The 13,778-nt window shown below is 62.2% G+C and carries 17 protein-coding genes; 14 read left to right on the top strand and 3 right to left on the bottom strand.

The features are described from left to right. Positions 1-51: 51 nt before the first annotated feature. Positions 52-618, top strand: a complete 567-nt coding sequence (locus MOK15_RS19275) for a DNA-3-methyladenine glycosylase I (RefSeq protein WP_347567235.1) — start codon at positions 52-54, stop codon at positions 616-618. Positions 619-651: 33 nt separating this feature from the next. Here the strand turns inward: MOK15_RS19275 and MOK15_RS19280 are convergent, their stop codons facing one another. After that, on the bottom strand, positions 652-1,545 hold the full coding sequence (locus tag MOK15_RS19280; RefSeq protein WP_242933324.1) for a LysR family transcriptional regulator: 894 nt from the start codon (positions 1,543-1,545) through the stop codon (positions 652-654). Positions 1,546-1,653: 108 nt separating this feature from the next. On the opposite strand from MOK15_RS19280, the gene MOK15_RS19285 reads away from it, so the two are divergent. The 10 genes from MOK15_RS19285 (at position 1,654) to treF (ending at position 8,792) form a co-directional block, all read left to right on the top strand. Continuing rightward, positions 1,654-2,055, top strand: coding sequence for a heme-binding protein (locus MOK15_RS19285; RefSeq protein ID WP_242933325.1), 402 nt, complete (start codon positions 1,654-1,656; stop codon positions 2,053-2,055). 41 nt (positions 2,056-2,096) lie between these two features. After that, complete coding sequence (locus tag MOK15_RS19290; RefSeq protein WP_242933326.1) at positions 2,097-2,909, top strand: SDR family oxidoreductase; 813 nt, start codon at positions 2,097-2,099, stop codon at positions 2,907-2,909. 60 nt (positions 2,910-2,969) lie between these two features. After that, a complete protein-coding gene (locus tag MOK15_RS19295; protein WP_242933327.1) occupies positions 2,970-3,500 on the top strand; it encodes a nuclear transport factor 2 family protein in 531 nt (176 codons plus the stop codon). Positions 3,501-3,548: 48 nt separating this feature from the next. Beyond that, positions 3,549-4,010, top strand: coding sequence for a VOC family protein (locus MOK15_RS19300; RefSeq protein ID WP_242933328.1), 462 nt, complete (start codon positions 3,549-3,551; stop codon positions 4,008-4,010). 71 nt (positions 4,011-4,081) lie between these two features. Then, positions 4,082-4,732, top strand: a complete 651-nt coding sequence (locus tag MOK15_RS19305; protein WP_242933329.1) for an SDR family NAD(P)-dependent oxidoreductase — start codon at positions 4,082-4,084, stop codon at positions 4,730-4,732. A 27-nt stretch (positions 4,733-4,759) separates the two neighbouring features. Beyond that, positions 4,760-5,521, top strand: a complete 762-nt coding sequence (locus MOK15_RS19310; protein ID WP_242933330.1) for an SDR family NAD(P)-dependent oxidoreductase — start codon at positions 4,760-4,762, stop codon at positions 5,519-5,521. Positions 5,522-5,561: 40 nt separating this feature from the next. Continuing rightward, positions 5,562-5,867 (top strand): putative quinol monooxygenase, encoded by a 306-nt coding sequence (locus MOK15_RS19315; RefSeq protein WP_242933331.1) that lies wholly within the window; start codon positions 5,562-5,564, stop codon positions 5,865-5,867. 203 nt (positions 5,868-6,070) lie between these two features. Continuing rightward, complete coding sequence (locus MOK15_RS19320; protein WP_242933332.1) at positions 6,071-6,490, top strand: SDR family NAD(P)-dependent oxidoreductase; 420 nt, start codon at positions 6,071-6,073, stop codon at positions 6,488-6,490. A gap of 320 nt (positions 6,491-6,810) precedes the next feature. Next, positions 6,811-7,221: a hypothetical protein gene (locus MOK15_RS19325; protein WP_242933333.1), complete on the top strand. Its 411-nt coding sequence runs from the start codon at positions 6,811-6,813 to the stop codon at positions 7,219-7,221. Next, positions 7,218-8,792 carry an alpha,alpha-trehalase TreF gene (gene treF, locus MOK15_RS19330; RefSeq protein ID WP_242933334.1) on the top strand — a complete coding sequence of 525 codons (1,575 nt, stop codon included), beginning with the start codon at positions 7,218-7,220 and terminating at the stop codon, positions 8,790-8,792. Before MOK15_RS19325 ends, treF begins: the two co-directional genes overlap by 4 nt. Before the next feature lie 76 nt (positions 8,793-8,868). On the opposite strand, the gene MOK15_RS19335 is transcribed toward treF, so the two are convergent. Continuing rightward, on the bottom strand, positions 8,869-11,271 hold the full coding sequence (locus MOK15_RS19335; protein ID WP_242933335.1) for a TonB-dependent receptor: 2,403 nt from the start codon (positions 11,269-11,271) through the stop codon (positions 8,869-8,871). Between the two features lie 333 nt (positions 11,272-11,604). On the opposite strand from MOK15_RS19335, the gene MOK15_RS19340 reads away from it, so the two are divergent. Further along, positions 11,605-11,973 carry an IS5 family transposase gene (locus MOK15_RS19340; RefSeq protein ID WP_242933336.1) on the top strand — a complete coding sequence of 123 codons (369 nt, stop codon included), beginning with the start codon at positions 11,605-11,607 and terminating at the stop codon, positions 11,971-11,973. Positions 11,974-12,004: 31 nt separating this feature from the next. Further along, complete coding sequence (locus tag MOK15_RS19345) at positions 12,005-12,355, top strand: AAA family ATPase (RefSeq protein ID WP_242933337.1); 351 nt, start codon at positions 12,005-12,007, stop codon at positions 12,353-12,355. A 214-nt stretch (positions 12,356-12,569) separates the two neighbouring features. Here MOK15_RS19345 and MOK15_RS19350 read toward each other — a convergent pair whose 3' ends face one another. Then, positions 12,570-13,253: a CDP-alcohol phosphatidyltransferase family protein gene (locus MOK15_RS19350; protein WP_242933338.1), complete on the bottom strand. Its 684-nt coding sequence runs from the start codon at positions 13,251-13,253 to the stop codon at positions 12,570-12,572. Between the two features lie 177 nt (positions 13,254-13,430). On the opposite strand from MOK15_RS19350, the gene MOK15_RS19355 reads away from it, so the two are divergent. Continuing rightward, positions 13,431-13,646 (top strand): hypothetical protein, encoded by a 216-nt coding sequence (locus MOK15_RS19355; protein WP_242933339.1) that lies wholly within the window; start codon positions 13,431-13,433, stop codon positions 13,644-13,646. Positions 13,647-13,778 lie beyond the last annotated feature (132 nt).

Raw genomic sequence — 13,778 nt, forward strand, 5'->3', positions numbered from 1 at the left:
ACCATGATACGAACAAATCGCAACGGTCTGCGTCGATTGAAAGATTAGCCTGTGTCGGACACTCCATCTCTCGAGCGCTGCAGTTGGGCACAAAGTGATCCGCTGATGCGGGATTATCATGATGCCGAATGGGGCGTGCCACAGCGTGACCCGCGGATGCTATGGGAAATGCTGATGCTCGAGGGATTCCAGGCAGGCCTCGCTTGGATCATCATCCTGCGCAAACGCGAGGCATTTCGCCAGGCGTTTGCGGACTTTGATCCGGTGAAGGTTGCCGCCTTCGATGAGGCGGATGTGGCGCGGCTGATGTCCGATCCTGGCATCGTCCGCGCCCAGGCCAAAATCCGTGCGACGATCGCAGGCGCCCGAATCTACTGTGAGATGGCCGAACGCGGCGAGAGCTTCGCAGAGTTCTGCTGGTCATTCACGGACGGCAAGACGATCAAGAATCCCGGTCGCGAGTGGATCGCCAAATCTCCTCTATCTGAAACCATCTCAAAGGAGATGAAGCGGCGGGGCTTCAAGTTCGTCGGGCCGACTATCGTCTACGCTTGGATGCAGGCTGTCGGCATCGTCAACGATCATGAAGTGAGCTGTTTCCATCGCGGCATCACGTGAACCGAAAACGGCAGCTACGGCCGCTTTCATGTATCATCTGCTCGCAGCCTTGAGGGCGTCGATGACAGCACGCAGGCCCGCCGAGATATACCGGCGAGTGGGATAATAGAGATAGAGCCAGTCCTCCGGCACAATCCAGTCGGCAAGGCAGGACACCAGCCGTCCGCTTTCGACATAGGGCCGCGCCCGGTCCTCCCAGACGTAGGTGAGCGCTACCCCGGCGAGTGCGGTCTCGATCATCAACTCGTGGTCATGCAGCGCAATGGGGCCTTTGACCTCGACGTCGATCTCCTCGCCGTTGCGCCCGAACGACCAAGGATAGCCGACGCCGCTCGGATACATGTTGCGAATGCAGATATGATCGGACAAGTCGGCCGGCGTCTTGGGCAATGAGCGCCCCTCGAAATAGCCCGGCGAACCCACCACCGCGAACTTCAGACGTGGCTTGATCTTCACTGCCGTCATTCCGTCACGCAGGCTTTCGCCCAGCCGGATGCCGGCGTCGAACCCTTCCTCGACGATATCGACCAGCCGATCGGTGGCGACGATCTCGAGTTCGAGATTGGGATTGGCGGCGATCAGTGGACCGATCATCGGCCCCAGCACGAAGGGTGCGATCGAATTGGGGGCGTTAATGCGTACCTTGCCGAACGGCGTGTCGCGAAACTGGTTGAGTGCATCGAGCGCAGAGCCGATGTCGCCGAACGCCGGCGACAGCTGCGATAGGAGCATCGCGCCTGCATCGGTCAGCGACACGCTGCGCGTGGTACGATTGAGCAGGCGGATGCCGACCCGCGCCTCAAGATTGCTGACCGCATGACTGATGGCCGAGGCGGTGACACCGCGCTCTTCGCTCGCACGGCGGAAGCTGCGATGGCGCGCGACCGCGTCGAAGGCGGCAAGCTCGGACAGATCGGTCGTGCGCATTACTGATTCTCGCTCAGCACTGATCGGAATACTCATCGTCTAATCGCGGCGATCAAACCAGCGCAAATAGCTCCTGTCAGCCGGACACCGGCAAACAGGAGCAAGACGATGAGCATCTCGATCGACCAGGCCAATGCGATGATCGCCGCCGGCGCCGCCCATGCCCGCGAGCTCGGCATCGCCGCCAACATCGCGGTCCTCGATGCCACCGCCCACCTCAAGGCCTTCGCCCGGATGGATGGCGCGGTGCTCGGCTCCATCGACTTGTCGATCGGCAAGGCGCGCACCTCGGCGCTGTTCCAGATCAGCAGCGAGGCGGTCTGGGATTACTGCAAGCCCGGCGCGCCGGCCCACAATCTCGAAGCCAGCAATGGCGGTCTGATGCCCTTCCCCGGCGGCCTCCCGGTCACCCTCGACGGCACCATCATCGGCGCGATCGGCGTGTCCGGCGGCGCGCCCTCCCAGGATCTCGACATCGCCGAAGCCGCGGTCGCCGCGCTTCTCCGCTGATCAACCCTCGCGACCAACCTCAGCCACGAAAGGACCGTATCATGACCAAGACCATCCTCATCACCGGCGCCGGCTCGGGCTTCGCCGAGGCCGCCGCAATCGGCATGGCGCAGGCCGGCCACAACATTATCGCGACGGCACAGATCTCGCCCCAGGTGGCAGCGCTGCGCGAAAAGGCCGCCAAGCTCGGCCTCGACAATCTGCGCGTCGAGAAGCTCGACCTGACCGATCCCTATGACATGGCGTTCATCGCCAAGCTGGATGTTGACATACTGTGGAACAACGCCGGCTATGGCGAGAGCGGTCCGGTCAGCGAGATCCCGCTCGATCTGGTCCGCAAGAATTACGAGATCAACGTCTTTAAGCCGTTAGAGCTGACCCAGGCGTTCATCAAGCGCTGGGTCGCTGAGGGCGACGCTGCCCGTGGCAAGAAGATCGTGTTCACCTCGTCGATGGGCGGGCTGTTCACGCCGGCCGGCTGGGGCACCTATGTCTCGACCAAGCACGCGCTGGAATCGATCTCCGAAGCCATCGCCCAGGAAGTCGCGCCGTTCGGAATTAAGGTGCAGACGATCAACCCGGGCGCCTATTATACCGGCTTCAACGAGACGATGGCGGACACCGCATTCCGCTGGCTCGATGCAGAGAAGAACTTCACCAACCCGGATGATCTTCGCGCCACCTTCGACGCCCTGCTCGCCAGCCCGATGGGCCATATGAACGCGCAGGAGCAGATCGACCGCATGATCGCGATCGTGCCCGCCGATACCGGCAAGGTCCGCAACGTCAGCCCAAAGGCGGTCGAAGATATGCTGAAGGAAGCACAGGCCGCCGCCTGGGACGCTGAAATCTAAGGCCAACCCCCGGAGCGGCGGCGCCACCTTCGCCGCTCCAATCATCATCGGAGAAAGACAATGACCAGCAACACCCGTTTCTGGGCGCCCTTTGCCGCGCGCTTCACCCTTGGTTTCGCAGCGGCCAGCGTCACCATCCTCGCCCTCACCCCCCGCGCCGAAGCCCAAGTCCTCCAACGAGGCACCCCGGCGCAGAACAAGGCGGCGGTCGAAGCCAAGTTCGAAGCCTGGAAGGCCAGCACCGGCAACCCGTTCGAACTGCTCGCCGACGAGGCCAGCTGGACGATCGAAGGCAACTCGGTCGCCTCGAAGCGCTATCCGACCAAGGAGGATTTCCTCCGCGACGTCATCCGCCCGTTCAACGCCCGCATGTCGGTCGGCATCAAGCCAGAAGTCCGCAGCATCACCGCCGAGTCCGACCGCGTCGTCATCCTGTTCGACGCCGCCGGAGCTGCGAAGGACGGCCAGCCCTACACCAACACCTACGCCTGGTTCTTCCGCATGAAGTTCGGCCGCGTGGTCGAGGCCAACGCCTTCTTCGACTCCATCGCATTCAACGACCTCTGGGCGCGCGTCACGCCCACCGAGTGATCCCCCCGACGCACCCCAACACCCTCAGACACACGAAAGGATATCATCATGGCTGACTTCATTCCTCCCGCGCCGAACAGCGCTTCGCCCTTCGCCGATATGCGCGGCCACCATGTCGCGGTCCGCACGCCCGACCTTCAGACCGCGCTCGATTTCTATGTCGGCACGCTCGATTTCCGCGTCGTCGCCAAATGGGACTATGCCGACGAGCAGCTCGCCTATGTGGCGCCTGCGACCGATGACCATTTCTGTGTCGAGATCTTGGGCGGCGGCGATCCGCAGCCGCAGGATGTCCGCCCCTATACCGATCTGGGCAGCAGCTTGGGCTGGGCGGGCTATCATCATTTCTGTCTGAACGTCGACAGCGTCGAGGAGACGGTCGAGAAGCTGCGGAGCCGCGGCGTCACCATCGTGACCGAGCCGTTCGTGCTCGAGGCGATCAGCCGCAAGCTCGCCTTCTTCTGCGACCCCTTCGGCAATCTGATCGAGCTGGCCGAGGTACTCGCCTGATCTCCCCCACACGCTGACCGGCCGTCCCTCGCGCGAGGGGCGGCCAGCCCCTTCACGCAAAGGAATACCCCATGTCCAAGTCCATCATGATCATCGGCGCTGGCCCCGGCATCGGCCAGGCTGTCGCTCGCAAGTTCGGCCGCGAAGGCTGGCAGATCGTCCTGACCGGCCGCAACGCCGACCGGCTGGCCGAGCTGACCGCCGAGCTCACCGCAGACGGCATTACCGCGCATGCGGTGCCGGCCGACGCCACCGATCCGGTGGCGCTCCGCGCCGCCGTCGCCAAGGCAGAAGCGCTGACCGGCGGTCTCTCCGCCGTCCACTTCAACGCCGGCGTCGTGCGCAATCAGGATCTGTTCTCGATGACCGACGCCGAGATCGCCAACGACCTCGCGATCGACGTCACCGCCGGGTTCAACACCATCCGCGCGGCAACTGAGTTGTTCGGAACGCGCGGCGGCACCATCCTCATCACGGGCGGCGGCCTGGGCATCCACCCCAGCGCCGACTGGGCCGTTCTCGGCGCCGGCAAGGCCGCTTTGCGCAACATGGTGCAGGGCCTCGCTGAACCGCTTGGACAGCAGGGCATAAACATCCGCATCGCGACCGTGGCGACGTTGGTCAGTCCCGCCTCCGACCAAGCCAGCGGCGCCGCCGATGTCTTCTGGACCCTTACCACCGATCCGAACGCCGCCTGGGAGGCGGTCTATCCGGCCGTCTGACCGGCGACCCGCAACAGAGTAACACCCATGACCAAGACCATCGTCATCACCGGCGCGACCTCGGGCATCGGCTATGCCACCGCGCTCGCCTTCGCCCGCACCGGCACAAATGTCGCCATCTCGGGCCGCCGCGCCGATCGCGGCGCTGACGCCGTCGCCGAGATCGACCGGCTCGGCGGGATCGGCTGGTTCAATACCACCGATGTCCAGGAGGCCGCGCAGATCGAGGCATTCATCGCGGGCGCGGTCGAGCGGTTCGGCCCAATCGACACGCTGATCACCAATGCCGGGATCGAGCCGCCGCATGTGCTGCCGCTCGCCGAGCTCAGCATCGAGGATGTCGACGCGGTGCTCGCAACCAATTTGCGCGGCACGCTTCTCACCGCCAAATATGCGATCCCGCATATGCGGCGGCCAGGCGGGTCGATCATCACGGTCTCGTCGCTCTGGGGACGGCAGGGTGGCGCGCTGCTGCCAGTCTATTCGGCGACGAAAGGCGGCTCGGAATCGCTGACCCGCGCGCTCGCGGTCGAGCTCGGCGGCGACGGCATCCGGGTTAACGGCATCGCGCCGGGCTTCATCAAGACCGAGATGTCGGACCGCTTCACCCAAGGGCGCGACATGCGGCCCTTCTACGAAGCCAATGTGCCGCTCGGCCGGATCGGTGAGGCGGACGAGATCGCCGACGCCATGGTCTGGCTCGCCTCGGACCAGGCCTCCTACGTCTCCGGCCAGACCATCACCGTCGATGGCGGCCACAACATCAAGATGTCGGTCGCCAATCTCTAACCTGGCCTCCCCTCCATCACCTCAACCAAAGGAAACCATCATGACTTCGCAACTGACCCTCATCGCCCGCCTCACCGGCAAGCCCGAGACCTCGGAAGACCTCGGCAACGGCCTCAAGGCGCTCATCGCCTCGACCCTCGAGGAAGAAGGTGCGATCGGCTATATGCTCCACCGCGACAATGACGATCCCAATGTCTGGGTGCTGTACGAGACCTGGCGCTCGCGCGCCGACCTCGATGCGCATTTCGAGCAGCCCTACACCAAGGCGATGATGGACCGGTTTCCGGAGCTTCTCGCCAAGGAGATGGAACTGACCTTCGCCACCGCGATCGATCCTCGCGGCTGATCGCCGCCTCCTCGCGATCGAACACCGACGGGCCGTGCAGTCAGACTGCACGGCCCTTCTCTTTGCCCACCATCCCGATTGATGAACCTCACTCAGCACGGATCGGAATATTCGTCGGATTATCCCGCCAATCGCTCGGGGCTATTTCAGCATTCAAGCCGAACGGACTTCCCGGCACCGGCCAAGCTGAAAGGAAATTCCCCATGAAGACCTGGTTCATCACTGGTGCCTCGCGCGGCTTCGGCGCCCTCGTCACTAACCTCGCCCTCCAGCAGGGCGATGCAGTCGTCGCCACCGCCCGCAATCCGCAGCAGATCGTCGATCGCTTCGGCGACCACCCCAACCTCCTCGCAGTTGCGCTCGACGTGACCGATGAGCCCAAGGCCAAGGCCGCCGCCGATGCCGCCATCGCTAGGTTCGGCAAAATCGACGTACTGCTCAACAATGCTGGCTTCGGGCTGATGGGCGCGGTCGAGCCCGGCTATTTCCGGACCGACTTCCTCGATGCGACCTCGCCCAGCGTCAGCCCGACGATCATCGAGGACTACGTCACGACCGCCGGCCGCGTTCGCAATGTCGCGACCGGGCCTTGCTCAAACATGTGGATCGCATCGTGGAACTAAGCGCTGTCGGCGTTCGCATCGTTGGTGGCGGCTAGTCGACCTTTGCCGCTGCGCGCGACGCCGAGCGGGCGCGGATCGAAACAGAACGCGATAGGGCGGATGCCGCGCTGCGCTCTACCCGTCGCGCCGCACAGGAAGCACGGGAAGCCAAAGACCGACGCGATAAAGCGGGCCGAGCTTTTGCTGCCACGGGATCAGAACCGAAGATACTGCTCGGTGCGCGGGCCCAACGGGCGGAAAACAGCGGCGGCCAAACCCGGCGTATTGCCGAACGGCAGATAGAAAGCGCCATCGATGCCAGTGACGCCGCACGTGCGCGGATGGAAATCCTCACCCCACTGATCATCACTTTGCCGGCGATCGATCTGCCGTCGCACGCCGAGGTACTGGCGATGGAGGACGCAACTATTAACCTGGGTGGCCGCCGCCTCGGTCCATGGACGTTCACCATCCATGGTCCCGAGCGGGTAGCGATCGACGGCGCAAATGGGGCCCCGTTGCGCCGCGCGACCTTACAGAACCCTCCAGATTCAATCAAAGCCATCGACATGATTATCCTTCTGATGCCTTCAATCGGGACGCATGGTTGGACGCAGATCGGCGCCACCACTGATCCATCGGATCGCGCGCGCCTGCCCATGGCGACGCTGCGGTGCTGCGCCATAGTACCGGCCGATCATCCGATTTTGCCGTTGCAAAGGCTCGCGGGGCGACCGAAAGAAGGGGCATGAAAAATTGGCGATCCTTCGTTGCTGCCGGCCTTGCTTCCCTCCTCGTGTTGGGAAATTCGGGGTGGGCGCAATCCTCCCCTGCCGAACTGTACGGCGATCTGTTCCAACGCGTTCAGCTTGAAAAGCTGTTCCCCGATGGCAAGACCTTCGTCGACGCGACACCCCGGTCGGCCCCTGCCGCAATCATGGCGGCCTATCGCCAGCAGCCGCCCCAGGGCAAGGACGCACTCAAGGCTTTCGTGCTGCGCCACTTCCGGGTGCCGGGCGTCAACGATCATGGCGCATCCAACCTGCGCACCCATGTGCGCACCTTGTGGCCCACGCTGGTCCGCCAGCCGATCGAGCGGCAGGCGGGCAGTTCCGCACTGGGGCTACCGGCACCCTTCGTCGTGCCGGGCGGGCGCTTTCGCGAAATCTATTATTGGGACAGCTATTTCACCATGCTGGGCCTGGCGGTCGATGGTCAGCAGCCGCTGATCGAAAACATGCTGGTGGATTTCACCTCTACCATCGAGATTTACGGCCATATCCCCAACGGGATGCGAAGCTATTATCTCAGCCGGTCGCAGCCGCCCTTCTACGCGCTGATGCTGGACCTGTCGAAGGATGACAGCGTCGACACCGCCACCCGTCAATTGGCAGCGCTGCGTGCCGAACATGCTTATTGGATGAAGGGCGCGTCCTGCGTGCAGCCCAGCGGCGTGTGCGAACGGGTCGTGCGGATGCCCGACGGCACCCTGCTCAACCGCTATTGGGACGACAAGGATACGCCACGCGACGAATCCTATGCGGAAGATGTGGCAACCGCGGCGGAGGCGAAGGGAGACAAGGCGATCACCTATCGCCATCTGCGTGCTGGCGCGGAAAGCGGATGGGACTTCACGTCGCGCTGGTTCGGCGACGGGCGCACGATCGCAACGATCCACACGACCGACATCGTGCCGGTGGACCTCAACAGCCTGATGCTGGCGATGGAACAGCGGATCGAGGTGCGTTGCCGCAAGGCAGGCGACAGCGCCTGCGCCACCGAATTTGCAGGGCTGGCGCGCAAGCGCAAGGCCGCGATCGACCGCTATCTGTGGGTAGCCAAGGAAGGCCGCTATGCCGATTGGGATAGCAAGGCGAAGAAGCCGACGGTAGTGCTGTCCGCCGCGACGCTCTATCCACTGTTCGTCGGCGCTGCGTCGCCTTCGCAGGCCATTGCCGTTGCGACCACCATCCGCGCCAAGCTGCTGGGCAGCGGCGGCCTGCGCACCACCCCCAACCGGACCGGCCAGCAATGGGATACGCCCAATGGCTGGGCGCCGCTGCAATGGGTGGCGATCGACGGGTTGGCGCGCAATGGGCAGGAAAAGCTGGCGCGCGATATCGCCGGACGCTGGATCGGCACGGTCGCGGCGGCCTATGCGGAGACCGGCAAGATGCTGGAAAAATATGACGTCGAAGAACGCAAGCCCGGCGGGGGCGGCGAATATCCGCTTCAGGACGGGTTCGGATGGACCAACGGCGTCACCAGCGCGTTGCTGGACCGCTATCCCGATATAGCCGCCGATCTGGAAAAAGCCGAATAAACGAAAAGGGGCCGGGCGATGAAATCGCCCGGCCCCTTTTCTGTGGCGAGGTGCCAATGGGCACCCCGCATATTCTTTAGAAGCTGTATGCCGCGCTGAAGCGGAAGGACCGGCCCAGGATCGGGCGGGCCAGGATCGTGCCTGCACCCTGCGATCCGATGATGCGCGGATTGCCTTCGGTCAGGCCCAGTTCGTCGGTCAGGTTGTTGCCCGTCACCGCCAGCTTTAATCGCTGGTTGACGTCCACCGATACGCCGGCGTCCAGCTGATAATAGTTGGGCAGTAGCTGTGCGTTCTCCGGGTCGGAGAAGCGATCGCCCGTATATTGCAGCGTGGCGAAGATGGACGGACGGAAATCGCCCACCGTCAGTTCGTAGCTGGGCGTCACGCGCCACATCCACTTGGGCTGACGCTGCACGCGGTTGCCGGTATTGTCGATGGTGCCGTTTCCGCTGAAGAAGCCGCGATAGGAGCCATCCAGATAGGTGCCCGCCGCCGCGATGCTGAAGCCCGCAAACGGACGGATCACGCCTTCCAGCTCGACGCCGGTCGCCTTTGCGCCGCCGACCGATTCATTGGGCACGCCGTTGATGATCTGCGTCGTGGCCAGACCGTCGAACTTGTTATGGAACACAGTCGCGTAGAGGTTCAGCATCGGGGTCGACACCTTCAGCCCGCCTTCATAGGTGTCCACCTTCGAGATGATGGTTAGCCCTTCGCGCAGATTGTCGAACTGCGGGAAGCTGTTGCCGCGGCTATACCGGGCAAAGACACCGATCTGGCTGGTGAAGTCGTAATTGGCGCCCGCCGTCCAAGACCAGCGCGACGCGCCATAGTCGATGCGGCTGGCTCCGCCCAACTGCACGGTCCGGTCGTACAGGGTGGCGATGCTGCCATCCTGATCGAAGGCCGCGCCGGAGGTGGCGACATCGCCCACGACTTCGTGACGCTGCCAGCGCACGCCGCCGTCGACGCGCAGCTTGTCGGTGATCCGGAGTTCGTCCACCGCATAGAAAGCGATGTCGCGCCCTTCATAACGGCCGTTCACCAGGAAGCTGGCGCCGGAGGTGAAGCCGTCGCGGGTCGCGAGCCGGCCATCGCCCAGCGTCAGGTTCAGGCGACGGGCATTGGGTTCGGCGGTCAGCAGAACGTCATTGCCCAGCGCCCAATTGTCGCGAGTGGTGTAGTTGGCAAGGTAGAAACCGCCGGTCAGCTTGTTGCCGCCAGCCTTGAACTCCAGCGCTATGTCGTTGACGAAGGCGTCTATCCGCTTACGCACGTCCCAGATGCCCGCGCGCATGACCTGTGTACCAGCCGCTGCTGCGCCGCCGCCCGATGCGTAGGTTAGGCTGCCCACGGTCGAACCCGCGCCGCCCAGCGTTGTTGCCATGGCCGCCGCACTCATCGGCGCGTCGGTCGGGACCAGGCCGATGGTGTTGGCCGTGCCCCACAAATAGCTGGCGCGTTCGCGGATGTTGAGGCCATCGACCAGTTCATAGTCGAAGCTCAGGCCAAAATTGCCCAGATTCGCGCCGCGACCATCGGCCAGATCGACGGTGCGACCGGCATTGTTGGTGGTGACGCGCACATCGCGACCGGCGAGCGCGCCTGTGCCATGGTCGAAATTGGCATATTGGCTGATCTTGCTGCCGTCCTGATTGACGGGAATGGGCAGCAGCCACTGGCCATGATCGTTTAGATACCGACCATAGATCAGCAACGAGCCACGACCGCCGAAATCATGACGGATGTTCGCGGTGATCTGACCGCCCTTTTCGGCGCGGAACTGCGGATCACGGATGCCGTTACCCTGCGCATAATAGCCGCCAACCATGAAGGTCGTGTCTTCGCTGATCGGGCCCGAAATCCAGGCATCGCCACGGATTTCGTCATAACTGGTGTAGGACAGCTTCGCAAAGCCCTTGAGCGTCTGGCTGCCTTCGCGCTGCTGCACGTTGACGGTCAGGCCCGGCTGACCGTTTGAAAAGAGCGAACCGGTGCCGCCGCGCACGGCTTCTACGCGATCGACTGTTTCGTCGAGGCGGATCAGCTGCGAATTTTCAAGGAAGGACAGGGTCGAAGGCGGGAAGAAAGGCACGCCGCCCAGTTGGAAGGTGACGAACTGCGCGTCGCCGCCCGACGGATAGCCGCGCACGAAGATATTGGCGCCGTTCTGGCCGCCGGAGCTTTCGGCGCTGACGCCCGGAATGGTGCGCAGCAGGTCGGCCGTGCTGTTGGGCGCGGCGCGGGCGATGGCATCGCTGGACAGGCTGGTGACGGCGAAGGCCGCGTCCTGACGACGCGTGCCGCCGCCTGCGGTGCCGACGACGACGATGTCGGCTTGATTCTCATCGGCCGCTACGTCGGGCGCAGCCTGCGTGGCAGGGGCGGTCTGGGCCATCGCGCTCCCGACGAGTAAGGCGAGCGGTGCAGCGCCGGCCAGAAGCAGCCTGGACGCGGATGAACGGATAATGTGCATTATGATATTCCTCCTGAGCTTCCGGCATTCTCAAAGGAGCCGGATCGCAATCATGTTTGGGAAGCCGCCTGAAACGATATCTTCCACCGCCCGCATCGGAACGCGGGCGCAACGGCGCCCTGATCGCTTAATCGCGCGCTCGCAAGAAAGTTTCGCACCTGTTGCAATTGGATAATTCGGTGTGACATTAGTGCACCACAGCGCTGGGATGGTTATGACGCGCGCGAGCCTTCTGGCGAAGATCTTCTCAGACGCGAGGATAATCAGCGGTCATACTAGGTGCTGTTGGGATTTAGGATTTCCCTGCGCGCGCAGATGTGATTCACACTGTGGATGGATCGCTTTGTACTGACCGACGCCCAATGGGCGAAGATGGAACCGCATTGTCTGGGTAAGCCAACGGAGCCAGGGCGCAGTGGCAGGAACAACCGCTTGTTTTTAGAAGCGGTGCTTTGGATTGTGCGAACGGGCAGCCCTTGGCGCGATTTGCCTGTCATGTTTGGCAACTGGAGTACAGCGTTCCGGCGCTTTCGCGATTGGCGTGAAGCCGATGTTTTCAAGCAGATTTTTGATGCCTTATCTGAGCAATCCGACATGGAATACGCCATGGTGGATGCTACCATCGTTAAGGTTCACCGGCACGGTCAGGGCGCAAAAGGGGGACTTCGAGCCAGGCCATCGGTCGTTCGAAAGGCGGTATGACAACCAAGATTCTGGCACTGACGGACGCCATATGGCCTCGCGGGGGCTCACATTCTTCGACCGCGGCGTCGTCGATGCAAGTGTTGCGATCACCGCGCGAGGTGGTAAGCTTCCGACGGACGCCTTAGCGCATTACCGCTATGATCTGGTCTTCCTCGCCCCTCCTTGGCCGGAGATATACGAGGTCAACGAAGATCGACGCCACTGCCTCGAAAAAGCTTTGCGCGACTATGAGCGGGTTCGAATGGCTTATCTGCAGGCTGGATACGATCCCGTCGTACTGCCTCGCGAAACCGTGGCCGCTCGTGCAGATTTCATATTGACGAACCTGTCATTGATGGCACTCGATCTGGAGCAGTCGCCTCCAACTCGGTCTTGCTAACGTCAGCTTCTGCCGTTGGCGTTACAATAGCCGTCGAGCAGGAAACCACCCTCTGCGGCGCTCTCGTCGTATCAGCATCGTCACCGTCAAGACCGAGCGGCTGTTGCAATTTCGGCGGCCGCCTCATCGCCAAACAACGCCGTTTGTCGAGTCGGGCACGTGTTCGCCTGCGTTACCAAGCAACTATCCGCCATCGCCCCCAAAACACTAATTTTCACTCTTCGCCGCGTTCGGATCGCGCTAGTCGCCGGCCGGTGGCCAAAGTCTGAATGACGAAAAGGAGAATAAGGATAAATCCGACTGTGCCAACAAACAGGTCGAAGCCTGACAGCCGTCCGAAATATCCTGGACCAGAACCCAGAGCCATCATCATCAGCGTCAGCGCGATGAGCATCAATCGCAATTCGGTCGGGCCTGCTGCGAGATAGGACAGCTTGAACTCTCCCAGCACGCGCGCCGAAAGGTAGGCGTGGATCGAGAGCAGCAGATATCCAGCGAGCGCCACCATGGCGACGTCCATGGTGACGAACGGACTAAGGCCAATGCCGGCAAGGATGAACAGTGTCGCAAGCCCATCGCAGCTATGATCGATGAAATAGCCATAGGAAGGACGTTCGATGCGGCGGAAGCGAGCTATGCTCCCATCCATTGAATCCCCAAACCATTGGACGACATAACCGACGATGGCGAGCAACAGCCAGGAGGAATGTAGATTGCTCCCCAAGTAGCCTAGAAAAATCATGCAGGCGCCGATCATGCCCAAGGCCGTCAGGCGATCAGGCGTGACGTACGGCGGCATTTGAGCGCACAGCCAGTTCAGTAATTTCCGCTCTTTCGTTGCAAGCCAATTTTCTTGAATACGGGAAAGGGCGGCTGAATTCTGTAAAGGAATTGTCATAGTCCCTTATGAAGCCGTCGGTCTCAATGGGCAATGTGGGAATGGCATTGCCTCCAATTGCTTCCAAGGCATTTGTCTGATGGCGGTTTCCGACCAGAAAATGCTGCTCAAACCAGCATTGCAATTTCCAATTAGCAGACGTTGCTTCGATGACGGCGGCTCGGCATAACCTCACTCATGAGCGACTACGAATGGGTTAAGCGACCTCCGAATATGTTTGAACGCATCATCGCTGGGGTGTTTGTCGCAGTGCTTCTTTTGGCGTTGGCAAGTTCATATTCCGGATGGCGTATTTTTGGAGAACATGATGCGACTGTTGCCGCAGGAGCTACCTTTTTCGGAGTGATCCTGATAAAGCTTTTGCCGCAAGCGAGGCGAAAGCCGCCAGCCTGATAACGACCCAAATCAGATACTCAGCCGCGATTATGCGGTGCCCAGCTGCGGAACGGCGGCTTTTCGATCCTTGACCCTCAAAACTGGCCGATTGTTGAATAACAGTTTTTGGATCGCACGCGACGGTCACTA

Source organism: Sphingobium sp. BYY-5, assembly GCF_022758885.1.
GTDB lineage: Bacteria > Pseudomonadota > Alphaproteobacteria > Sphingomonadales > Sphingomonadaceae > Sphingobium.